25 protein-coding genes and 1 pseudogene are annotated in these 23,872 nt (G+C 34.3%); 7 read left to right on the top strand and 19 right to left on the bottom strand.

The features are described from left to right. Positions 1-81 precede the first annotated feature (81 nt). The 7 genes from GMD78_RS07870 to GMD78_RS07840 form a co-directional block, all read right to left on the bottom strand. A complete protein-coding gene (locus GMD78_RS07870; RefSeq protein WP_155668266.1) occupies positions 82-492 on the bottom strand; it encodes a Spx/MgsR family RNA polymerase-binding regulatory protein in 411 nt (136 codons plus the stop codon). A gap of 60 nt (positions 493-552) precedes the next feature. Continuing rightward, complete coding sequence (locus GMD78_RS07865) at positions 553-840, bottom strand: hypothetical protein (RefSeq protein WP_155668265.1); 288 nt, start codon at positions 838-840, stop codon at positions 553-555. 20 nt (positions 841-860) lie between these two features. After that, positions 861-1,310, bottom strand: a complete 450-nt coding sequence (locus GMD78_RS07860) for a YwnF family protein (protein ID WP_155668264.1) — start codon at positions 1,308-1,310, stop codon at positions 861-863. Between the two features lie 41 nt (positions 1,311-1,351). Beyond that, positions 1,352-2,089 (bottom strand): GTP pyrophosphokinase, encoded by a 738-nt coding sequence (locus GMD78_RS07855; protein WP_155668263.1) that lies wholly within the window; start codon positions 2,087-2,089, stop codon positions 1,352-1,354. 29 nt (positions 2,090-2,118) lie between these two features. After that, positions 2,119-2,799 (bottom strand): zinc metallopeptidase, encoded by a 681-nt coding sequence (locus tag GMD78_RS07850; protein ID WP_155668262.1) that lies wholly within the window; start codon positions 2,797-2,799, stop codon positions 2,119-2,121. A 369-nt stretch (positions 2,800-3,168) separates the two neighbouring features. After that, complete coding sequence (locus GMD78_RS07845; protein ID WP_155668261.1) at positions 3,169-4,536, bottom strand: sensor histidine kinase; 1,368 nt, start codon at positions 4,534-4,536, stop codon at positions 3,169-3,171. After that, entirely contained in the window at positions 4,533-5,204 is a 672-nt protein-coding gene (locus GMD78_RS07840; RefSeq protein WP_155668260.1) for a response regulator transcription factor, read from the bottom strand. The genes GMD78_RS07845 and GMD78_RS07840 overlap by 4 nt, the downstream gene beginning before the upstream one ends. Before the next feature lie 153 nt (positions 5,205-5,357). Between GMD78_RS07840 and GMD78_RS07835 the strand changes: the two genes are divergently transcribed. From GMD78_RS07835 to GMD78_RS21335, 4 genes are all read left to right on the top strand, one after another. After that, positions 5,358-6,185 (top strand): CAP domain-containing protein, encoded by an 828-nt coding sequence (locus GMD78_RS07835; protein ID WP_246187599.1) that lies wholly within the window; start codon positions 5,358-5,360, stop codon positions 6,183-6,185. A gap of 170 nt (positions 6,186-6,355) precedes the next feature. Continuing rightward, the gene (locus GMD78_RS07830; protein WP_155668259.1) at positions 6,356-6,904 is read left to right on the top strand and encodes a sigma-70 family RNA polymerase sigma factor; all 549 of its coding nucleotides are present in this window, start codon (positions 6,356-6,358) and stop codon (positions 6,902-6,904) included. After that, positions 6,897-8,423 carry a hypothetical protein gene (locus tag GMD78_RS07825; RefSeq protein WP_155668258.1) on the top strand — a complete coding sequence of 509 codons (1,527 nt, stop codon included), beginning with the start codon at positions 6,897-6,899 and terminating at the stop codon, positions 8,421-8,423. Before GMD78_RS07830 ends, GMD78_RS07825 begins: the two co-directional genes overlap by 8 nt. A gap of 231 nt (positions 8,424-8,654) precedes the next feature. Further along, positions 8,655-9,134 (top strand): hypothetical protein, encoded by a 480-nt coding sequence (locus tag GMD78_RS21335; protein ID WP_196493758.1) that lies wholly within the window; start codon positions 8,655-8,657, stop codon positions 9,132-9,134. Positions 9,135-9,280: 146 nt separating this feature from the next. Here the strand turns inward: GMD78_RS21335 and GMD78_RS07815 are convergent, their stop codons facing one another. Next, entirely contained in the window at positions 9,281-10,033 is a 753-nt protein-coding gene (locus GMD78_RS07815) for a class I SAM-dependent methyltransferase (protein WP_155668257.1), read from the bottom strand. 14 nt (positions 10,034-10,047) lie between these two features. Continuing rightward, on the bottom strand, positions 10,048-10,773 hold the full coding sequence (locus GMD78_RS07810; RefSeq protein ID WP_343042184.1) for a metallophosphoesterase family protein: 726 nt from the start codon (positions 10,771-10,773) through the stop codon (positions 10,048-10,050). Positions 10,774-10,908: 135 nt separating this feature from the next. On the opposite strand from GMD78_RS07810, the gene GMD78_RS07805 reads away from it, so the two are divergent. Then, positions 10,909-11,325: a hypothetical protein gene (locus tag GMD78_RS07805; RefSeq protein ID WP_155668256.1), complete on the top strand. Its 417-nt coding sequence runs from the start codon at positions 10,909-10,911 to the stop codon at positions 11,323-11,325. Between the two features lie 125 nt (positions 11,326-11,450). After that, complete coding sequence (locus GMD78_RS07800; protein WP_155668255.1) at positions 11,451-12,464, top strand: DUF3231 family protein; 1,014 nt, start codon at positions 11,451-11,453, stop codon at positions 12,462-12,464. 133 nt (positions 12,465-12,597) lie between these two features. Here the strand turns inward: GMD78_RS07800 and GMD78_RS07795 are convergent, their stop codons facing one another. The 9 genes and pseudogenes from GMD78_RS07795 to GMD78_RS07755 all read right to left on the bottom strand — a co-directional run bounded on the left by GMD78_RS07795 (position 12,598) and on the right by GMD78_RS07755 (position 20,458). Beyond that, positions 12,598-13,425: a mechanosensitive ion channel family protein gene (locus GMD78_RS07795; RefSeq protein WP_155668254.1), complete on the bottom strand. Its 828-nt coding sequence runs from the start codon at positions 13,423-13,425 to the stop codon at positions 12,598-12,600. Positions 13,426-13,596: 171 nt separating this feature from the next. Then, positions 13,597-14,169 carry a hypothetical protein gene (locus GMD78_RS07790; protein ID WP_155668253.1) on the bottom strand — a complete coding sequence of 191 codons (573 nt, stop codon included), beginning with the start codon at positions 14,167-14,169 and terminating at the stop codon, positions 13,597-13,599. Between the two features lie 286 nt (positions 14,170-14,455). Continuing rightward, positions 14,456-14,566: pseudogene (locus GMD78_RS07785) on the bottom strand (arsenic metallochaperone ArsD family protein); the annotation flags it as partial. Positions 14,567-14,654: 88 nt separating this feature from the next. Then, positions 14,655-15,074 (bottom strand): arsenate reductase (thioredoxin), encoded by a 420-nt coding sequence (arsC, locus tag GMD78_RS07780; protein ID WP_155668252.1) that lies wholly within the window; start codon positions 15,072-15,074, stop codon positions 14,655-14,657. Positions 15,075-15,089: 15 nt separating this feature from the next. Next, positions 15,090-16,379, bottom strand: a complete 1,290-nt coding sequence (locus GMD78_RS07775) for an arsenic transporter (protein ID WP_155668300.1) — start codon at positions 16,377-16,379, stop codon at positions 15,090-15,092. Positions 16,380-16,403: 24 nt separating this feature from the next. Next, complete coding sequence (locus GMD78_RS07770; RefSeq protein WP_155668251.1) at positions 16,404-16,748, bottom strand: ArsR/SmtB family transcription factor; 345 nt, start codon at positions 16,746-16,748, stop codon at positions 16,404-16,406. Positions 16,749-17,088: 340 nt separating this feature from the next. Next, a complete protein-coding gene (locus tag GMD78_RS07765; RefSeq protein ID WP_155668250.1) occupies positions 17,089-18,495 on the bottom strand; it encodes a SpoVR family protein in 1,407 nt (468 codons plus the stop codon). A 116-nt stretch (positions 18,496-18,611) separates the two neighbouring features. Further along, positions 18,612-19,385: a YibE/F family protein gene (locus tag GMD78_RS07760; RefSeq protein ID WP_155668249.1), complete on the bottom strand. Its 774-nt coding sequence runs from the start codon at positions 19,383-19,385 to the stop codon at positions 18,612-18,614. Beyond that, the gene (locus GMD78_RS07755) at positions 19,382-20,458 is read right to left on the bottom strand and encodes a YibE/F family protein (RefSeq protein WP_155668299.1); all 1,077 of its coding nucleotides are present in this window, start codon (positions 20,456-20,458) and stop codon (positions 19,382-19,384) included. Before GMD78_RS07755 ends, GMD78_RS07760 begins: the two co-directional genes overlap by 4 nt. Before the next feature lie 358 nt (positions 20,459-20,816). On the opposite strand from GMD78_RS07755, the gene GMD78_RS07750 reads away from it, so the two are divergent. Beyond that, entirely contained in the window at positions 20,817-21,926 is a 1,110-nt protein-coding gene (locus tag GMD78_RS07750) for a metal ABC transporter solute-binding protein, Zn/Mn family (RefSeq protein WP_155668248.1), read from the top strand. Between the two features lie 30 nt (positions 21,927-21,956). Here GMD78_RS07750 and htpG read toward each other — a convergent pair whose 3' ends face one another. Beyond that, on the bottom strand, positions 21,957-23,837 hold the full coding sequence (gene htpG, locus GMD78_RS07745) for a molecular chaperone HtpG (protein ID WP_155668247.1): 1,881 nt from the start codon (positions 23,835-23,837) through the stop codon (positions 21,957-21,959). Positions 23,838-23,872: the final 35 nt, after the last annotated feature.

The raw sequence follows: 23,872 nt of genomic DNA, 5'->3' as shown, positions 1-23,872 counted from the left end.
AGAAGGCCTTACACTGGCCTTAATGGCAAAAGACTTCGTTACAATAAGAAAGCTTTCTTATCTGCCAAAGCTTTATTTGGCCTAGCCCTCGACTACTTGCAGATTATTCATCCGCCACTTTAGGTATTGTCTTTCTCTCGTTTCCCTAGGTAAAAACTGACGTATATCATCCGCGTGGTAACCTACTTGTAATCTTTTTTCATCAATAATAATTGGACTTCGCAATAATCGCGGATGCTCATGAATGAATTTTAGCAACTCTTGTAACGGGAGTGAATCGATATCTAAATCTAAATCTTTATACGTTTTTGATCTGGTTGAAATAATTTCCTCTGTACCTTCAATTGTCATACGAAGGATTGATTGTAATTCATGAACAGTTAGAGGCTCCTTGATAATATTTCGTTCTACAAACGCTATCCCTTGTTTTCTAAACCACTCTTTTGCTTTTCTAGTTGATGAACAAGCTGCACCAAAAATCATAACAGTCATTTCACATTCTCCATTCTCATTATAGTTATATTTACATCCTTTTTTCGTTTATCCATCTCCTCAGTCTCTTTTTATTTGCTTTTTACACAGCTCCACAAATGACTTTGGTGATGATTTGACCGTATAGGAAAAAACCCCACTCTTCGTATGCAAGTATAAGAGTCCACCTTCTGCTCCTAACGACCTGTATGAAACATCTAACACTTCATGGATTGGAAATTCTCGATGCTTAGATACTATTCGATCATCATACAAATATAATGTTCGCTCGTGCTCGATATTCACTTGTTCGATACTACTTACACGTCTCTCCGTTTTAAAATAAGTCTGCTCCGCAATTAACTCCATCCAAGACCTCCAACTTCAGCCTAATTATTTCCATACCACTGTTGTCTATTGATACGATTCTCTTCTTCAAGAAATTTTACAAAATGATCCATAGCTCGAATTGGCTGATTCTGTACACGGGTGATGTAGTCGCCTTTGCGTTGCTCATCGACAATGTCACTTTTCTTCATTCGTTCAATAATATAATCACTACTAATCTTTTGGATTTCCTTACGTTGTATTTTAGCTTCTTTAGATAGTGCCATACCAAAAGCACCTAATACTGCATAAAAAACCAGAGCTGCTAAAACCCGATCTTCACTTGGGACAATAAAGAGTAAGAAAAACAGATTAACGATAGAAAACGTTACTAACGGGAATGACCAAAACGCATACTTTGATACTTTTTTCACAAAAGGAGATAAAACTTCTTCTAATTTTTCGACCTCTCTTTTCACAAAGGCCGGCATATCTGGCATAGAGAGATTCATTGACTTCCCTTCTTTCTAATCATTATTTTCGAACCATCTTATTACTTATTTGTTAGCTTAAGAAATTCATATGGAAGGCGAAAATTTTCATTGTCTACGGCAAAATCATATAGTTCATCTGTTTTTCTTTCATTATCTTTTAATTGGCTTATTTCCTGATGGATACCTTCCATCTTTTTATCTAATTGTGTTGCAGATTCTGCTGCTTCTTTCAGTTCTGTCAACATGTTTTGAGGTACCTCTTTATTATATTTATAGTATATTTTATGCTCTAGGCTCGCCCAAAAATCCATGGCAATCGTACGAATTTGTATCTCCACGTATACGTTCTCTACCCTGTCTGACATAAAAATAGGAATCTGAACAATTAAGTGTAAGCTTCTGTAGCCATTTGGTTTGGGGTGTTCGATATAATCCTTACATTCAATTACTGTAATATCCTTTTGCTTTTGTAGCATATTACTAATTTCATAGATATCGGATATAAATGAACATGTGATTCGAACTCCCGCAATATCTCTAATATTTTCCTGAATGGATTCCAAGGAAAGTCCATATCCCTTTCGCTCTACTTTTTTCAATAAACTATCAGGAGATTTCACTCGTGATTTCACATGCTCAATTGGATTGTAATCGTGAATATATTTAAATTCTTGTGATAGAATATCTATTTTTGTATTAATTTCATCTAGGGCAAACTTATATGACATCATAAAACGAATTAGGTCAGTCTTTAGCTTTTTCACTTGCTGAAAATCTGTTGGAGTTTTTACTTCCATGATGCATATCTCCTTTTAGCAGTTCGATTTTAACGCCTGTTGTTAAATATCATGATAAATTTCACAAGCTGTAAAACAGCTATTAATGTACTTGCCACATATGTTAAGGCAGCGGCATTTAATACCTTCCCTACACTTCTTTCCTCACGATTAGAGATCATTCCTAATTCAAGAAGTTTTGTCTTTGCTCGACTACTTGCATTGTACTCAACTGGTAAGGTCACGACTTGAAATAACACTGCCCCGGAAAAAAGCAAAATACCTAGCCCAATTAAATTAGTTAGCTCTAGGAAAAAACCACCTAGTAATAAAAACGGAGCTAACTGTGAGCCAATATTTGCAACGGGAAATAATTTATGTCGCAACACCAGCATCGAGTAATTGTTTGCATGTTGAATGGCATGCCCAATCTCGTGAGCTGCTACCGCTAACGAAGCGATCGAACTACCTCTGTATACTGGTTCTGATAAACGAACTGTTTTAGCCGTAGGATCATAATGGTCAGATAATGCTCCACGCCGTGACAGTTCTATTTTTACATCTGTTAACCCTTCATCATCCAATATCTTACGTGCTACCTCTACTCCAGTCATTCTTGATGAAGCCTGAATTTTTGAGCCCTGTTGAAAGCTTCCCTTTACTTTGGACTGAGCCCACATAGCCAATATAAAAGCAAGAATAATTAAAAAATCCATTGGATGAAAAAACATCCCGAACTCCTCCTGTCAGCAGCATAAGTTGATAAATTATTTTAAAGTAACTACTTCTAACAAGTATTACCTATCTATACAACCATTCATTCATTGTAATTATGATTCGGGTTGAATCTATTCTTGCATTCTAATACGTATACGTATGAAAATGCATTTGGTTGCATTATTTTAGTTTTTTTCATAATCTCAATAAACTTCATGGATTAGTGTAATTAAAGTATATAAAACAAATATGAACTGAATATGAACTAACGATGTAGCTGACTAAGAATTCAATACGAAGCTTTAAACTGGGAATGTATAAAAAAAACGGAATGATAATCCGACAAATTCACAAATCGGGATTCCTCATTCCGTTAACAACCTCTATTGATCAATATGTGTAGGAATTTTCACTGTAAAAACAGATCCTACTTCTTCTTTGCTTTGCACATCAATACTAAATTTATGAATGGTTAGGATTTTTTTAACAATCGATAGCCCTAAACCATTTCCTTCTATCGATCGATTTCGAGATCGATCAACCTTATAAAATCTACCAAATAGTTCTGGAATTGCTTCTTGAGGAATACCAATCCCATTATCTTTTACACTTACCTGTATCTCTTCTCCAATAATACGAAGTGATATTTCTATTTCACCATGCTCTTCTGTGTATCGGATAGCATTTGTGATTAAATTAAGCCATACTTGTTCCATTAAATCCTCATCAGCGTAAATTTCTAGTGGTTCTACATTTAATATCATTTCAAGCTTTTTATGTTGCCATAGTGGTTCTGTTGTTAACACTGCATTTCGTAATTGTTCATCTAAACGATAGGAAGTTGGATGGTATGGATGATGCTCGGAATCAAGTGATGCAATACGTAATAAATTATCACTTAGCCTCGATAACCTTTCAATTTCTTGATAAATGATATCCAAATATTCTTTGCGGTTTTCCTCTGGAATCACATTATCGCGTAATGCTTTTGTAAATCCCTTTACAGAAGTTAGGGGGGATTGTATCTCATGAGAAACATTACTAACAAAATCATCACGCATTCGATCAATCTTTTCTAATTCAGCAGCCATATGGTTAAAGCTAGTAATAAGCTCCCCTACTTCATCTTGATTTCTGTTTCTTTTTCTCTCCACTCGAACGGCAAAATCACCTGTTGCTACCTTTTTCGCAGCAACTGTAAGTTTCCTTATTGGGTGAACTAGATATCTAGAAGCTAGTACAATTAACAAGCTACCTACTAACAAAACCAATAATAACGATATGAAGATCCCATGTTGTATATCATCAAATTCATCCTCATAATTAATGTGAATGAATAAGGCATACGTTTGATCGTCTATATGGACAGGGATTCCCACTAACCTAACTGGCTCACCACTTCCTCTTCTAAGGATTTTTGGCTCTTGTATCTTTTCGTTTAAAATATCTTTTACTATACTATCTGGAATCGTTGTTGGAGCATTTGGAGATGCATAGAATACAGATGATTCATCCGTAATTAGAACATCAAAGTCAATTTCATCAAAAGTTTTCATCAATTTAGGGATTTTTTCCGGATCCGATATCTCAATCAAATCTGCAAACCCGAGCGTTATTTTAGATATCTCTTCTTGAAATACATCTTCTTGTTTAAATGAATATGGAGTTATGAAATAAGAAACAACAATACTTACAAGAACAACACTTATAAATATACCAACAATTTTCAAATAAAGACTTCGTCTGATCAATCCACTTCCTCCAAACGATACCCTAAACCTCTTACTGTTGTAATTGTAAATTCTGTAAATGGTGTAAGCTGTTCGCGCAACCGTTTTATATGAACATCAACGGTCCTTTCATCACCTTCATAGTCATAGCCCCATATTTTTTCAATTAATTGATTCCGAGTAAAAATTTTCCCTGGTGAATTTGCCAAAACAAACAAAAGTTCACATTCCTTCTTTTTCAAATGAATAACATGTTCTTCTGATTCCACAACTAATCGTTCAACATCAATAACTATAGAACCAAGTTTAATCATCTTTTCCGAACGAATATTATAGCGTTTTAATAATGCCTCTACTCGAAGAATTAATTCGACCGGGTCAAACGGCTTCACCACATAATCATCTGTTCCTGCACGAAAACCTTTTACTTTATCCTGAGATTCTCCTTTTGCTGTTACCATTAATATGGGTATGTCCAAAAAAGAACGAATGTCTTCTGTTAATTCATATCCGTCTACATTCGGCATCATCACATCCACAATGGCGAGATCCACTTGTTGGTGCTCTAGAATGTCTAATGCCTTTTGTCCATCTTCTGCTTCAATTACATCATATTGACTATTTTCCAAATATAACCGAATTAATTTCCGTATATGTGCATCATCATCCACTACGAGAATCGTATTCATAAGATCCCCCTTACCTGTTCTTCTTTACTTATTAGTTTACCACTTCATGTATTCCCATGCCCCTTTATTTACCTGTTGAATTTTTACATTTCCATAAATAATTTCGTTGGTTCTCGAAAAACTAAGAAAAAATTAAAAAAGGAGTTAAGAAACATGGATAAGAAAAAATGGTTTATACCGCTTATGTTCATTTTTATCTTGACGTTAGTGGCATGTGCTGATAATAACGCAACAGATAATGATCTATTTGGAAACAACAATAATAACAATAATGGAAATATTTCTAGTCTAAGCACCAATTCCCCAAGTGAGGATTATGGACAAACCCAACCTCCAAACCAACAGGGACAGGGATATGGAAATAACTTCCGACCCATTGGAGCTCAATCTGGAGATGCTAACCAACCAAGACCTGGACATCCTGATCTTGAACAATTTCCAGCTATACCACAACCAGGTCAAGGCCAAGGACAACAAGGACAAACACCAGATCAAAACAGAGATCAGCAACAAGAACAACAACAACAACCTCAGCAACCACAGCAGCCTCAAGAGGAAGAGCGTGACACAGACAGAGATGGTCAGACGCAACCTAATTATGCTCTAAATGAATATGAACAAGCAGTTGTGGAATTAACAAATGATGAACGCAGAAAAGCAGGATTAGACATTCTGGAAGTGGATAACACCTTAAGTAATGTTGCTAGAGAAAAATCAAAGGATATGCAAGCAAATGATTATTTTTCACACACTAGTCCTACGTATGGATCACCATTTGACATGATGTCTCAATTTGGTGTAAGCTACCGTTCTGCTGCTGAGAATATCGCTGCAGGGCAGCAATCTCCTGAAGAAGTAGTTCGTGCATGGATGAACAGTGAAGGACATCGTGAAAATATATTAAACGGTGGATTTACTCATATTGGTGTAGGATTTGAAGATCAAGGTAACAACTGGACACAGATGTTTATTCGAAAATAAGATGAGAGTCCCTCTATACGGAGGGGCTTTTTTGACTCACTTAATTCGCAACGTTCAATAAAAATACATGTAAGAGTCCCGAATTTTTATCAATTTTGGGACTTTTTTTGTGCTCGCTCGTCTTTAATAATACAATCGATTGTAAAGGCAAGTTAGAAAGAGGTGGGTTTATGCACGAAATGGTTGAACCAACCACCTCCATTCATTCCTTAAGCAAGGAAGGCGCTATTGAATGGATTATGGAGGAGTACGGTGAAGGGCTAAAACGGTTTATATTCTTTTATGTTAAAAACAGATCCCAAGCAGATGATATTTTTCAAGAAGTTATGCTTACCGTTTATCGAAAAATAGATACATTTCAGGAACGTTCATCCATCAAGAATTGGCTCTATCAAATAACTGCAAATAAATGTAAGGATTATTTACGCTCTCCTGTCCACAGACTAATTAGTTTAAAGGATCAAATTTTGGAGAAATCAGATGAATTTACACCTGAAAAGTCTTACGTTTTGGATGAACAAAAGAAAACAGTCATTGAAGCAATAATGGATCTACCAGTAAAGTATAGGGAAGTATTGATTTTACAATATTATAAGGAGTTTAGCATCCAAGAGATTAGTGACCTTTTAGAGGTCAATCCTTCCACTGTCAAAACAAGAATTATGCGAGCAAAGGAAAAATTGAAAGTGAAATTAAAGGAGGAGTTTCTCCATGAGTAAATTGTCCAAAAAGGATTTTGACGCTTTTCTTGGGGAAGATGCTTATTACACCGATCAAGATAAAGAACGTTTTATAAAAAATATTAATCGCAAAAAACCAACGAAAAATCATTGGTTTCCTCAATTGTTAACTTCTGCTTTATTATTAGGAGTACTAGTGATAGGTGTTCAGTTTTTTAAAGAGGATACATCATTTTTATCGTCACTCACCAATCCTAAGCCACAAGCCGAATATGATTTTGGTGAAGGAGTTAAAACGGTAGATTCTTGGGAAGAAGTGGAACAATATTATTTAGATAGAATACCTGGACTAAAACGAGCTGAAAACTTAGGACTTGTTACGAAAGTCGATAAGATCTTTACACTAAATGATGATTCAACCCTCCATTTAGATAAAATTTGGTATAACTCAAGACAAATTGAGTTTTTCTATAGTATTGGTTTACCAGACCCAAGCTTAATTCCAGAATATGCTCCAGAACCGATAATAAGTAGTATATGGGTTAATAGAAATGAGGATGTCGATATTCCTAAACAGCAATTAGGTTTTTATGAAGAAAAAAATTACCCAAGAGAAGGGATTATTTATAAAGACCGCTTATATCACTACATTACAACTGATCATGTATTTAAAGAAGCCGATAATGAATATGGAGTTTTGGAAAAAATTAATCACGTATTAAATACGGATATAAGAGTTTCGTTATTTCATGATGAGATAACTATACCCAATGTAGACATTCCTGTACGCTACGATAAAGAAAATGAAACAGTTTTAACAACAAAAATGAATAAGGAAGTTAAAGATACAGACATGTCGATGAAATTTAATCAGTTGGACATCGGTGTTACGGATAATTTTATTTACGGTGACATTCATCTTCCCGATGAATATAATTTTTCATCATTAGTAGCTTCATTTTCAGATGACCAAAATTACCAGAATGAATCAGTTTATGGAGTACCAAATGGTCCTGATGAATTTATGATTTCGATACCTACCTTTAACCAAATACCTGAACATATTAACGTAAACATTGATAAAATATTTGTTGAAAGTAATGATTCATTCGAGTTTTCTTTAGACGTTACTGATTATAAGGAGAAACAGTCTAGTAACTCTGGTAGATATGAGGTAAATACACATCAAAAGGTAGGTGAATTCAAAGATAACAGTATCTATTTAGAAAAACTTTTATACACGTCGACTGGCATTGTTATGACGATTCAATATGAACCATTAGACAAAAATCAGCAACTGAAACTTCATGCCGACAATCCATCGGTATTCTTTCATAATGATTCTTCCTATAAACAACCTTTATTTATATCTGGACAAAATGAAAAAGGAGAAACAGCCTTATTTGGTCACCCTGGGAGCAAATCAGATGATCAATTTAATGTACTTATAGACAGAGAGTTTATCACTAATTCAGAAGTAGTAGACATCAGTGTTGAAAACTTATTGTACGAAATAAATGTTGACCAATCCATCGAAATTCCTGTTTCCAGTGAATAGTACGAAATGTTTAAAATAGACTTAGAGACTCTCTCTAAGTCTATTTATTTACTAGTATTAACCCTTACCATATGTTAGAATTTTCCCGAAATAACAAAAATATTAAAAGAAGCTTATTCAAATGATGATGGAATTGAATTTTTGTCTCAAGCCTAATGACTCTAACAATCTGTCTATTATTAGCATGTAACAAGCTCTTTCCATGTCTACGATTAAGCTAAGGAGATTCAAATGATATTCAAAAAAGTTTTTCTGTCTGCTTTTACACTAAGTATGTTCATTATTAGTGCACTGCTCATTTATTCTGCTACAAAAGACATTTGGGATAAAAATTATGATTTACTTAGAAAAGAGATTCTACACCATGACCAGACAGCAGAACAAGTAAACTTAACAGCGGTTACTCCTTTTGAATGGGATACGCTTTATTCCTTTACACCTTATACACCTACTGATCATATCTACGACGTTATCGGATATAAATGGGACAGTATTTCCTCAACGGTAAATGAAGGTATGAATCAGATTGTGTTTATGAATGGTAATGAAGTGGTTTGTTATATATATGGTTATCCATCCAATAACAATTTCAGCATCAATATTAATCCATCCGATTATACAGACCAAGTAGCCACTATTCATGCAGAAGATAATCCTACTTTTGAAATAAGTAAAGAGGATGGTATTGTTTATTTAAATCAAATTGATTAAAAAAGAGAGAGTCGACTAAAAAGGAGTTCTGAACAGATGTCCATCTTGTACTGGAAGTAAAAGTGAAGTGTATATTCGGGAATGGTATTTTGAATGTTATCATTCATCTTTAGAATGTACACTTCAGCTTTACAATAGCATATATATTAAGATCTTTTCCGAGCTTTTATAATAAATGTTGTTGGCAAAAGCTGTGCTTTTTGTACTGAATACCACTTCGTATAATCCTGTGGCACTTCCCCTTCCGGGAGTAACACATCATCTACTACCCTTTCAATCATAAACCCTGTTTCAACCAATGTATTAATATATGTAGTAAGCTTCCTGTGAAAAATAACTACATTATTATGCCAGGCTTCATTGAACTCAGGTCCTTCGAGATTATATGATTTCTCTAGATGAAACGCCTCCCCAGTATACTTAATTCTGTCATGCATTGGATGCTCCCAACTAAAAATGAATATCCCTTCAGGCTTTAAATAGTTATGGATATTCATTAGTGTACGTCTAAGATCCGTTGTCCATCCCAAGGCATAAATCGAATAAGCTATATCAAAGTAAGTATGAGGCAATCCAGGATCTTCTTCCATTGCAGATTCAAACAGAGAGACGTTAACCTTTTGATTTCTAAGTACCTCTTGAGCAGTTTGAATTTGTTTAGTAGTCAAATCGATCCCCCAAAGCTCGTTTGCTCCCTTGTCTCCCATATACTGTAGTGAATGTCCACTTCCACAACCAATATCAAGTACTTTTTTGTCTGATATATCTCCAAACAACTGTAACTGATGTTCAGTTGGAGCTAATGGACCATATTCTGGAAGTGCAGTTCTTCCAAAAAATCGCTCTGCGGAAAGCTCCCAGCTATCTTTATTTAGCTTTAAAATTTCTTCTGTTTCCATGCTAATCCCCCCTATTATTTTGCGTTACGATACTTGGCATACATTATTTCATCATAGTATTGTTTATATCCCGCTAAACCTAAATCCTTTGCTGCTGCCAGCTCAGCATCTCGATCATATGCAACTCTTATAAATTGAATAGAATTCGTTTCAAAGGTACTATCCAAAATAACATACGATGCAGAAGTTAAATCTAGAGAATTCCCTACACTTCCTACATTACATAGAATTCCAATTTCATATGTCTTAAGGAGGGTTGTATGTATGTCGCCATAAAAAACAATATCAGGAGTTCGCTCTAACGACTGTGTACCTGTTGTTTCACTATTTTCAAACATGGAAAGAACTTTTTCAGGAGGATGATATCCCGGGATAATGCGCTCAAACTCACTTCTTGGAGAAGCATGGAAACAACGAACGAATTGTCCATTAACATTCAAATCAATATGAAATGGAAGGGTTGCTAGATATTCATTGTCCTCTTCTGTTAATCGATCCTGAAACCAGTTGATAAACTCATTATCTGACTCTTGACGAATAAATACATCCCAATTTCCTCGAATAACTTGTTCACAATGCTCTCGAACTAATTTTATACACGCAGAGCTACGAGGTCCTTTTCCCACTAAATCACCTAAACAAAAAATTCGTTTAATACCTCGTTGGTCAATATCTGTTAAAACGGCTTCTAATGCTGTTTGGTTACCATGAATATCTGAAATCAGCGCTATTTTTGTCACATTCTATACCTCCATCTTATCTAGGTACCTATTATTGTATCGAATCTATCTTAAGAATTGTACAATTAAGAAAAATAATTTTTCTTGCAACCTTTTTTGATGATCGGAAGTCTAATATTATAAAGGGGGACGCAAATGCTAGGGAAAGAAAATTTTTTGAGAAAAACTATTCTTTGGATTCCTATCCTAAGTTTGTTTATTGTCTCAGGCTGTGCAAACAATGAAATGGATTGGAATGACCTAACAAGATTAGATGTACAAGTAGGTGAGGAAGATCTAATCATTACCGGTTCAGAAACTGTTCATGAGGTAAGAAAGATTTTTTCGAGCATAAAATGGGAAGAGAATGTTCCTACAGTTATTAACGGCAACGAAGATATAAAAGTTACACTGTTTTTCCAGTTTGATAAAAATATGCCAGAACGGTTGGTAGAATACCTCATATGGTTTGATCAACAAGATCAATTAGCTATTGTTAAAAATAATGATGAGAACCTTTATGGAGTATTGGAAAATGTTAATTTATTGAAGCATTTACTTTTGGAAAGATAAAAAGATCTATTCCCTTTTTGTATGAACCCCAATCAATAATAATGGAAGCCATTTTTCGAACATAATAATAGAAATCTTGTTCATAATAACTCATATACTATGCCTTTCGTTGGAGGATATTATGAATGGAAGAAAAGAGAATACACCTGACATCGGGTGAAATTGGTTCATTATGGACCTCGTATATGAATGATAGCATGTCCACTACCATCTTAAAATTTATGCTTAAGGATATAAGTGACCCAGAAATCAAAACAGTTCTTCAATCTGCTCTGGATATTTCTACATTGCACTTAAAAAAATTAAGCCATATTTTTAACAAAGAAGAATTTGCTATACCCAATGGTTTTACAGAAAATGATGTAGATATGGATGCACCTTGGCTTTTTACAGACGTGTTCTGTTTATCCTATGTTTCCCATATGGCAAGAGTTGGAATGATATCTTATAGTGGGTTTCTTAGCATGAGTTCTAGAGTAGATATAAGAGACTACTATACCGACTGTCTACATGAGACATCAAAGTTGTTTAATCAAGCAATAGAAATTGCCTTATCTAAGGGAGTAAATCCTCGACACCCTTATATAAAAGTACCGAAAAAATCCGATTATATTGGTAGTAAAGAATACCTAAGTGGGATAAACCCTTTCAGTGAAAAGCGACCGTTAAATTCTATTGAAATTTCACACTTATACTTTAATACATTAACCAATTCAATCGGTATTAGATTATGCTTAGCCTTTGCTCAAACATCCCCAAACAAAGAGGTTCAAGAATATTTAATACGAGCGAAGGATGTTGCAAAAAAACATACAAAAATATTCTCTGATACTCTTTTAAAGGATAATATTGAAACGCCTAGACTACCTGATGTCGGTGTGAGCGATTCAACAACTCAAACCTTCTCAGATAAATTTATCATGTTTCATATGTCATTATTAATGTCTTCTGGAGTAGGAAACTATGCCACTGCAGGAGGAGTCAGTCAACGACTGGATGTGGCTGTTAACTATGAAAGGCTATCTCTTGAGATAGCAAAACTTGCTAAAACTGGTGCTGATATTATGATTAAGTATAGCTGGTTAGAGGAACCACCAGGGGTTAAAGACCGTGATAAATTAGCTAGAAATAAAACCTAATTATTACTTCATATTTTTTCTTCTGCACAGTAATATCTTATAGACATAAAAATACTCCCCATAAGTAGCCAGACTTTATTTTTTAATCTGCCTATCTATAGGGGAGCATATCAGTGTGATAGTGGGTTATATATTAATTACTTTTAGTAATATACACTTGATGTGGGTATGGTATTTCAATACCATTTTGATCAAGAGACTCTTTAATAGCTTTTCTCAATTTACGCTCAATTGCCCATTGTTCCATATTTTTTGTCTTAGCAATTACACGAATTACTACATCTGATGTACCTAGTGCTTGTACACCGACTACGTCTGGACCTTCCATGATGTCTTCTTCTTGTTCTGCAATTTGATCACAAACTTGTTGAATAATATCCATCGCTTGGTCAATATTGTCATCATAAGATATACCTATATCAACTAAAGCACGCATATTTCCTCTTGAATGATTACTTACGCTTGTAATTTCTCTGTTAGGAATATAATGAAGTGTGCCATCAAATCCCCGTAATTTAGTTGTTCTTAAACCGATTTCTTCGATAATTCCATCCTTACCGGCTAATGTAACATAATCCTCTACATCTATTTGTTTCTCCAATAAAATGAAAAAACCTGTAACAACATCACTAACTAATCCTTGTGCGCCAAAACCAATAGCTAAACCAACAATCCCCGCACCAGCTAATAATGCCATTATATCTAAACCGAATAATGGAAATACAATCCCCAATAGAATAAAAAATAGAAAATAAGAAAAGATATTAACACTTATCGATTGTAGTGTCTTGGAACGCCCAGCAGACAAATCTTCCGACCTATGAAAGGCTTTTTCAATTGCTCTTTTTCCAATAGATTTAACAATAAAATAAACGATGACTATAGCTATTAGTCTAATTAGGATTGTCCCCCAATCAACGATCAGCTCAGCCCAATTTACCTCATTTACCCAATCTAACATGAACTCACCTCTATGTATTTTTTAACGTTTAGTTCCTATTTTAACCTAGTCTATTTACTAATACAAAATAGATTCCCTTATAACTTAATTTTAAACATATGAAAATAGCTTAGAGGTTGTCTCTAAGCTGTACATCATTTAGTAACCTTTACTACTTGAAAGAACTAAGCCTTACTTATTTTTATGTTTGTTATCCCTTAGTTTCAGGAAAAATTTGGTTAACCAAAACGCAACCACTGCTATGATGATATCAATCAAAAAAACATAAAATTGATTCATCCCATTATTAAATTCGACTAAGCCCATATACCTTTCAAGAGAAGCAAATCCAAAAGCAAATATAGCACTAATAAGAATGGTAAAGAGGTAGAAATTTTTATTATTGTTCGTACAGTATTGATAAATTAACAAAAACCCAACCGGAAGCAATGCAGAAGACAAACTTAAGGCAAAAGGTAATAGGGGAATTAAAAAGTATTTATGGACAAATAGAGTAGTGGACCCTAACACTGTATCTACATATGTCCATAGGATATGAACGGTATAACCAAAAAATAATATTTCAAAAATTCTAGTTCGATCCAATGCAAAATACAAAATTACTAATGGGATTATGAACAATGATAATACAAACCAAAACTGCCATGAATCTATAAAGGAGTATTGCTGCCAATAAGAAATAAGCGTTGAATTTAAATCTCTACTTTTTTCATAAATTTCATTCCAATATTGACTATAATTCATTAAAGTAGCCTCCAATATTTATTTCTATTTATTGGATATTGTTATACAAACTAACAATTTTATGCGCATCTAAACCTATTAATAGTACAATAGTATTTTTTTAATCCATCTATAAATTGATATCAGGTGGGAAGGTTAGGATTTGATAAAATCGAATCGGGAAGTGAGCTAGTAAGTTGTTGTCTTCAGAATTCACCCCACGATGAGATCGAACCAGTTCGTTAGGTATTTCTTATTTGGCAGATTCATTGGCTGAATTATACCTAGTAACAATAAAGTTTTTTTATTCAAGAGAATAGATAGCTGACACTACTCGTGTCAAATTAGGATCAACACTCGGATTACATATCCCAGTAGAACAACACATCGCAGGATCGTAGATTTCATTTTTTTTTATAACATTCAACTCCTCTCATCATTATAAGTATATACTTATATTATTGTTTAGAGGAAAAGCCATGAAACAAACGTTCATGGCTTTTTAATTATTCACCTGTTTCCGCAAATTTCTTAATGCGTTCGCCAATCTCATCACGAACGCGTTGGAATACTTGCCATTTTTCTTCTTCTGTTCCTTCTGCTTTTGCTGGGTCATCAAACCCCCAATGCTCACGTTTAACGTGTGGAGGTGTCATCGGGCATCTGTCAGCTGCATCTCCGCAAAGTGTTACTGCCATTGTAGCGTTATTTAAAATTTCCGAGTCAATTATATCTGACGTTTGGTCCGAAATATCAATATTTACTTCTTTCATCGCTTTTACAGCATTTGGGTTTAGACCGTGAGCTTCAATTCCTGCGCTTTTTACTTCCCATTCGTCCCCTAGATGTTTTTTGGCCCAGCCTTCTGCCATTTGGCTTCTGCAAGAATTACCTGTACATAAAAAATAGATTACTTTTTTAGCCATGATGATTCTCCTTTATTAAAGTATAGTTAATGTTAAATAAAGACCTAATAATGTAATAAATAATATTGGTAGTGTTAAAACAATCCCTGTTTTAAAATACGTTCCCCATGATATTTTCACACCTTTTTGTGATAGTACATGGAGCCATAACAAAGTTGCTAGTGAACCAATCGGTGTGATTTTTGGACCTAAGTCAGAACCGATAATATTGGCATAAATTAACGCTTCTCGAATAACACCTGTTGTGTCTGTTTCCGCGATTGCGATAGCATCAATCATAACAGTTGGCATGTTATTCATAATCGATGAAAGAATTGCAGCGATGAATCCCATTGAAATAGTTGCTACAAATAATCCTTCCTCTGCCGCAAGTTGGATAACACTTGCTAAAATGTCTGTTAATCCAGCATTTCGTAATCCAAATACAACAACATACATTCCAATAGAGAAAAAAACGATCGCCCATGGTGCGTCTTTGATAACAGCAGTCGTATTAACCACCGCACTATTTCTTGCCATCAGCAAGAAGAAGATTGCAATTATTCCAGCCACAATAGAAACCGGAAGATTGATGAATTCACTGACAAAATAACCGACTAATAGTACTCCAAGAACGTACCAAGAAAGTTGGAACATCCTTTGGTCCTTTATTGCTTCAGCTGGTTTCTTCAGTTGAGATAAATCATAATTTCTAGGGATACTTTTTCTAAAGTAAAATAAGAGGACACCTATAGTTGCAACGAGTGAAAATAGATTTGGAATAAACATTCTCATTGCATATTCTACAAATCCAATATTAAAGAAATCTGCTGAAACAATATTTACCAGGTTACTAACAACAAGTGGCAGTGAAGTTGTATCAGCAATAAATCCACTTGCCATAATAAATGGAAATACCATTTTCTCTTTAAAATTTAAATTTCTAACCATCGCCAGTACAATCGGAGTTAGAATTAACGCTGCACCGTCATTAGCAAAGAAAGCCGCAACTATCGCCCCTAAAATACTGACATAAACAAACATCTTGATCCCATTACCTTTTGCAGCTCTTGCCATGTGTAATGATGCCCACTCGAAAAATCCAATTTTATCTAAAACTAATGAAATAAGAATAATAGCTACAAATGCTAATGTTGCATTCCATACAATTCCTGTAACCTCTATTACATCTTGAAAACCTACGACTCCTACAAGTAATGCTAATACAGCTCCACCACATGCCGACCAGCCAATTGACAGTCCTTTTGGTTGCCAGATGACTAGGACTAAAGTGACTAAGAAGATTAATATGGCTAGTATAACCATTGATGACAATTTCGTTACCCCCAATTAACAACAAGTTATTCGTGCACCTTGTTCTTCTAATTCTTTTAATTTATCATCTTGACTAGGTAGTTGATTTAGAATTTGTTCAATAAATGGATAATATTCATTGCTTTTATTAATCGAGTAAAAAATCCATTGACCCCTCCGCTCTTCTTTAACCAAACCTATATCCCTTAGTTTACGTAAGTGTTGACTGATTGAAGGTTGACTGGTCTTAAAGATCTCCACAAACTCACAAACACAACAATCATGTTTGTCGAGTATTTTCATCATAGTTAAACGAGTTTTGTCTCCTAATAATTTTAATATACTTGCAGCTTTATCCATCTCAATTGAAGTTTTTAACATATCCTAACACCACCTTTATCAATTTGTAAATCATTATATAATGATTTGCTTATATATTCAATTTACTATTTGTTAAGTTTTTGTAAATGGGCTGAACAATATGATCAAAACTCTAACCGCTAAATGAGTGGGATAATTCCCCTAAACAAGATTCCGACAAGAATTTTGTAAATATATAAGTGATTCTTTGTCGTGTTTTTTTCTAATTTTCCTTTAAGAAGCATGGGTATCGGGAGCTGTTGTCATCCATCAGTTAAAAAAGATTTAGAAATTTATTAGGAATAGTTACGATAAAAAAGAGCTCGATAAATATATCAAGCTCTCATTCCACAATAGTCCTTCACATCAACCGCCGGTAAACCTTATCCCCATTAAACGAATAAACCACTTCCTTATCATCCACAACCGTTTCCATATACACTTTCCGTCCCCATAGTTGATAAATATACGGCAATACATTCTCCAAGTATTTTATATCAAGCTCTGTCCCTTCATAACTATGCACTAAATACAATTCTCCATTCCGCATATAATCACCATTCTCTACCGTGATATAAGGAAACCCACCATTTACCCGCATGGATACAAGCTGGTCCCTGACATTTTCATAATCCTTATCTGTTATACGATAATACTCCCCTTGTTTTTCAAACAAATACATATCTTCTTGCTGTACAAGGTCTTTGGTAAGGTAGTTTCGGATAAAGGAAATATCCGACTCGATTTCACGAACTTCAAAAATCTTTTCCCTACCAGAATCAGATTCTACTCCACGTTCCTTCATTTCATCGGTTGGATTATTATAGCGCTCTTCAATATCTTCAAAGATTTTCAAACCGAGATAATATGGATTAATTTGCTGTTTAGATGGCGCAACAACACTTGCATTTAGTTTGGCAAACTCGATTGTTTCTTCTGAGGTTAGATCCATTTCTCGCAAGATGCGTTGATGCCAGTAGGAAGCCCAGCCTTCGTTCATGATCTTTGTCTCTAACTGTGGCCAAAAATATAACATTTCCTCTCTCATCATGGTTAGAATATTTCGCTGCCAATCCTCAAGTTCGCGACTGTATTCTTGAATAAAGAGTAATAAATCTTTTTCTGGCTTGGGTGGGAACTTTTTACGTACCTTTGCCGCTGGTTCAATATCTGATTTCACATGATCCAAGTCCCATAAATCATCGTAAGGTGTTTGTTGTTTCATCTTTTTTTCTTCCTTTTCTTCTATCTCATAAGATGGAAGCTTCGGCCTTACTATGGATGGATCAATATGCTCTTGAATTGATAGTACCGCATCCAGAAAGCTTTCCACTTCATCTTTTCCATGGATCATTTCATAATTGGCAATACGTTCAGCCGTAGCTGTCATACTTTCAACCATATCGCGTCTCGTATTAGAAAATCGTACATTATTTTTGAAAAAGTCACAGTGTGCCAATACATGAGCAATAATCAATTTATTTTGAATTAGCGTATTGGAATCTAATAAAAAGGCGTAACAAGGATCAGAATTAATTACTAACTCATAAATTTGACTTAAACCAAGGTCATATTGGAGTTTCATTTTGTGAAATTGTTTTCCAAAGCTCCAGTGTGAAAATCGAGTTGGCATTCCGTACGCCCCAAATGTATAAATAATATCAGCAGGACAGATTTCATAGCGCATTGGGTAAAAATCTAAACCAAATCCGGATGCTATTTCTGTAATTTCATCAATCGCTTTAGTTAGCTCCTTTGATTCCGTCAAGTTGATCCCTCCATGATTGCTTTTTATATTTTATGATGTGAAAAAGAAATGATGAACAGGAAAAAGCATGGAAAGGAACAATACTTGTACATATATTTTTATAACTATACGGATGGTTAAGTTTCTTTACTTTTTTCTCTTCCTTTCACTAATAAATATGCCGTAATTCCGGAACTAATAGGAATTGTTAGAGCTACGCCAATTCCAGCGCAAAGTATCGTTATCATTTCAGCGCTAAATACTTTGGAATTTACGATTGCCCCTGTAGAATACGATAAATCTTTAAACCAAATAAGCAACCCCATATACCCTCCAAAGAATGCAAAAAACAACGTATTAGCACTTGTCCCTAATATATCCTTCCCGATACTTAGACCAGACATAAATAGTGATTTTCTACTTATGGTTGGGTTATGATGAAAAATTTCTCGCATGGGTGATGTAATAGAAATGGCAATATCCGTTATAGCACCTATCGTACTCATAATAATTACGGACGTTCCAATTTTTACAAGATCTACTCCAATATAAAGAGAATAAATACTTAATTCCTCTGATTCTTCTTCACTAAATCCCTGGATCATAGCCTTTTTAGTCACAATTACTATAAACAGCAGTAAAATTATCACTGTAATAATAGATGAGATAAATGCGGTGGTAGTTTTAATGTTTACTTCATTAATATAAAACAGACTGATACAACTAATCGCAGCACATGCGATCAAGGTGATTACTACTGGATCTGCATTAGGATCCAACATAAAAAATATGGTAAGGACCAGCACACTAAAATTTAGAAATAAAGCTATAAAAGACCGTGCACCTTTCTTCCCACCTATCATGATCATTAATAAGAATAATATGATTGATAAAGTTACTAATACATTCATGATCTAGTCCTCTTTCGGTTAACAAAATATATAGATATATATACACCTATCGGGATAGTTAACACGATTCCAATACCACCAGCAAGGGCACGTGCTAATTCTAATGAAAGGTTCATAGAAAAGGTAAATGACAGTGTAGATGCGTTCTTCAAATAGATAATCATCATAGGGATAGATCCACTAATGTAAGCAAAAAATAAAATATTAGTCATTGTCCCCATAATATCCTTTCCAATCTCCATCCCCGAAGCTTTAAGTGCTTTTACTGAAATATTGTGATTCTTCTCATATAAACTAAAAATAGAGGAAGACATCGTAATAGCTACATCCATTACTGCCCCTAATGAACCTATTAATAATCCTGCCATAAATACCAATTGAGGTGGACGTGTTAGAAATTGCATTTCCTCATAACGAAGACCTCTTTCGGAAGTTAATACGAAGACAAGGTAAGTTATTATTAAAGAGAGAAAAGTTCCCAACAGGGTTGCAACGATTGCTGCATATGATTTTTCATTAAAACCATTCACCAGTAATAATGAGATCATTGTAAACAATATTATACTGATCCCACAAATCAATAACAAATTTACGTTAAAAGTATTCACATAAATATCTAATGCAAATGATAACAAGACAGCATTAATTACCAAGCTAATAATTGCTAACATTCCTTGTCTTTTTCCAACTAATAATAGCGTAAAAATAAAAATCCAGGTGACAAGTACAAGAACTTTATCTCGCTTTACATCAGTAATGGACCCAGTTAATTTTGCTTTTTTTTCGGAGTCCTTGTCAATTAATACAAAAAATTCATTTCCAACATGATATTCCTGATCATAAGCACCAGATAAGGAATACTCGTTTGTTAAGTGGATCTGATCGCCTTTCTTTGGACCATTTTTTACTTCAGCAATAATATGCTGTGTAAATAGACGATCTTCATTATTATGTCGGTCACTTATTTCAACTTCCTCTTCAAGGTTTGTTGTGATTACTTGAGCTATAGTACGCTCATAGAAAGAATAATTATTGTTCACAAAGATAAGGGATCCGACAAAACAAATTATCATAAAGATGTAATATAAAAGCTTTTTGTAAGTAATTTTTTTAAATATATTTATTAAGCTATCCACCAAAATACCTCCAACTATAAAGATGGAACCGAGTTGTTAACTAAATTAGGAGGAATCCATCAATTTTCAAATAGATCTTTGTTTATTTGCCTTAGAAATATCTACGTTTTTTATTATTTCACAAAGCAAATCTGGGAGCAAAATTTACATTAAAATATAGGAACACCAAAAATAGTATGGATAATAGTAGTTTGCTCGCATATATATTTACAAAAAACAAATCGGAATCATTACTATTTACAAACCGTAATGATTCCGATATAATTTTGAATAGCAAATGAAGAGGAGATGAACAATGAATAAAAAATACATCGGATTAATACTTGGGGTATTATTTCTAACAATCGGTTTGATAGGCTGTAACACTGAAGTTAAACAAACTTCTAATTCTGATGGAGAAAATAATAATGACACAGAATTAGTGGAAAACAAATTAACAATCTATACAACTTTGTATCCTTTAGCAGATTTTGCTAAAAAAATCGGAGGGGATATCGTCGAGGTTGAAAGCATTATTCCTCCAGGCTCTGATAGCCATACGTATGAACCAACCTCCAAAGAAATGGTTGAAATAGCAAGAGCAGATGCATTTATTTTTAACGGTTTAGGGATGGAACCTTATGCAGAAAAAATTTCATCGGCTCTTGAAAATGAAGATGTGGTACTTATAGAAGCAACTCAAGATATAGAAACTATCGAGCATTTGCATGAACATGATCACGGGCATGAAGGTCACGAACATGAGGATGAGCACGAAGATCATGAACACGAGGATCACGAGCACGAGAATCATGAGCATGATGAACATGAAGAGGAATCTCATGAGGAAGACCATGACCATGATGATGAAGTTGAACATGACGATCACGGACATGATCATGGTGATCTTGACCCTCATGTTTGGTTAGACCCTTATCGTTCTATTAAACTAGCTGAGAATATTAAAAATGCTTTGGTTGAGTTACATCCAGAAGCAACCGAAGATTTCGAGCAAAACTATGAAGCTTTGAAAACAGAGCTGGAGAATTTAGATCATGCTTTTCATGAATTAGTAGAGGAAAAAGAAAACCCAGAGATGGTCGTATCCCATGCTGCATATGGGTATTGGGAGGAGACTTATGGAATTCACCAAATCCCAATCGCAGGTCTATCCTCGAGTGATGAACCATCTCAAAAAGACCTAGTTGAACTTATTAATCTAGCAACAGAAAAAGATATTAACTATATTATCTTTGAACAGAATATTACACCTAAGGTTGCTGAGGTAATTCGTGAAGAAATTAATGCAGAAGCAATGTATTTACACAATTTATCTGTATTAACTGATGAAGATATTGCTAATGGAGAAGATTATTTTAGTTTAATGAACAGGAATTTAGAAGTATTAAATCAAGTGTTACGATAAAAAACAGGCCAAATTGGGCCTGTTTTTTTATTATGAAACCATCACTTTACACATATTATTTGTAAACTCAACCGGATCCTCTACTGGTAATCCTTCAATTAAAAGTGCTTGGTTATATAATATGGTTGTAAATAATTTTACTTTCTCCTTATCTTGTTCAAATGCTTGCTTTAATGCTTGGAAGATTTCATGATTTGTATTAATTTCTAATATCTTTTCCGCTTTAATCTGTTGATTGTCAGGCATTGCGTTAATTACCTTTTCCATCTCAATGGAAATTTCACCATCAGCAGATAAGCAAACAGGATGTGTTTTTAACCGTTTAGATACGCGTACTTCTTTTACTTTTCCTGCAAGTGTTTCTTTCATTAAATCAAACAGTTCTTTATTCTCTTCTTTTTCATTCTCAGTTTCTTTTGTTTCTTCTGAGTCTATACCTAAATCTCCACTTGATACAGATTTGAATTCCTTATCGTTGTAGTTCATAAGCATACGAATGGCAAATTCATCAATTTCTTCTGTAAAGTAAAGAATTTCATAGCCTTTATCTGCTACTAATTCAGTTTGCGGAAGCTTTTCAATTTTTTCATATGAATCTCCAGTAGCATAGTAAATATATTTTTGCTCCTCAGGCATTCTTGATACATATTCCTCGAGCGTAACTAGTTTTTTCTCTTTAGATGAGTAGAACATGAGAAGATCTTTTAAAACATCTTTATTTGCTCCAAAGTCATTATACACACCAAATTTTAGTTGTCTGCCAAATGCTTCATAGAACTTTTCATACTGTTCACGTTCATCTCTTTGTAGGTTTAGTAGCTGTGTTTTTATTTTTTTACTGATGTTTTTTGCGATTAGCTTTAATTGTCGATCATGCTGGAGCATTTCCCTAGAAATGTTTAGGGATAAGTCTTCTGAGTCCACTAGACCTTTTACAAAGCTAAAATGATCTGGAATTAAGTCTGCACATTTTTCCATGATCAGCACACCATTGGAATATAACTCTAGACCTTTTTCATAATCCTGTGAGTAATAATCAAATGGTCTATTTTCTGGAATGTATAAGATAGCATTATACCGAATGGTTCCATCTACACTTACGTGAATATGCTTTAATGGCTTATCAAAACCATATCGTTTTTCTTGGTAAAAGTTTGTATAATCTTCCTCGGTTAACTCATTTTTATTTTTTCGCCAAATTGGCACCATGCTATTTATGGTTTGTTCTTCAATAACATCCTCGTATTCGTCATCGCTACCCTCATTTAGCTTTCTTTCAGTAACGTCCATTTTAATTGGATAACGAATAAAATCGGAATATTTTTTGATGATTTCTTTCAAGCGAAACTCTTCAAGAAATTCATCATAGGATTCTTCATCAGTATTTTCTTTAATTTTTAAAATGATTTCGGTTCCTACATCGCCCTTATCAACTGGCTCAATCGTATAACCATCAGATCCCTGAGATTCCCATTTATAGGCTTGGTCACTGTCCAATGCCTTACTAATTACTGTCACAATGTCAGCAACCATAAAGGCAGCGTAAAAACCAACACCAAACTGTCCAATGATATCATGACCGTCTTTTATTTCATTTTCATTTTTAAAGGATAACGACCCACTTTTTGCAATGGTACCAAGGTTATTCTCCAGCTCTTCCTTCGTCATACCAATACCAGTGTCCGTAATAGTTAACGTTCTTTTATCCTTATTAGGATCTACTTTTATGTAGTAATTATCTTGGTTGAAGTTAAGCTTTTCATCGGTTAAAGCTTTGTAATATATTTTGTCTATTGCGTCACTAGCATTGGAAATTAACTCCCGCAAAAAGACTTCACGCTGAGAATAAATAGAGTTAATCATTAAGTCCAGTAATCGTTTGGATTCTGCTTTAAATTCCGTTTTTCCCATGAATAACCTCTCCTTTAGCATAGTTGAATTAGCAC

The sequence above is a fragment of the Ornithinibacillus caprae genome, assembly GCF_009728145.1.
Lineage (GTDB): Bacteria > Bacillota > Bacilli > Bacillales > Amphibacillaceae > Ornithinibacillus > Ornithinibacillus caprae.
This window is presented reverse-complemented; position numbering and strand designations above follow the sequence as displayed.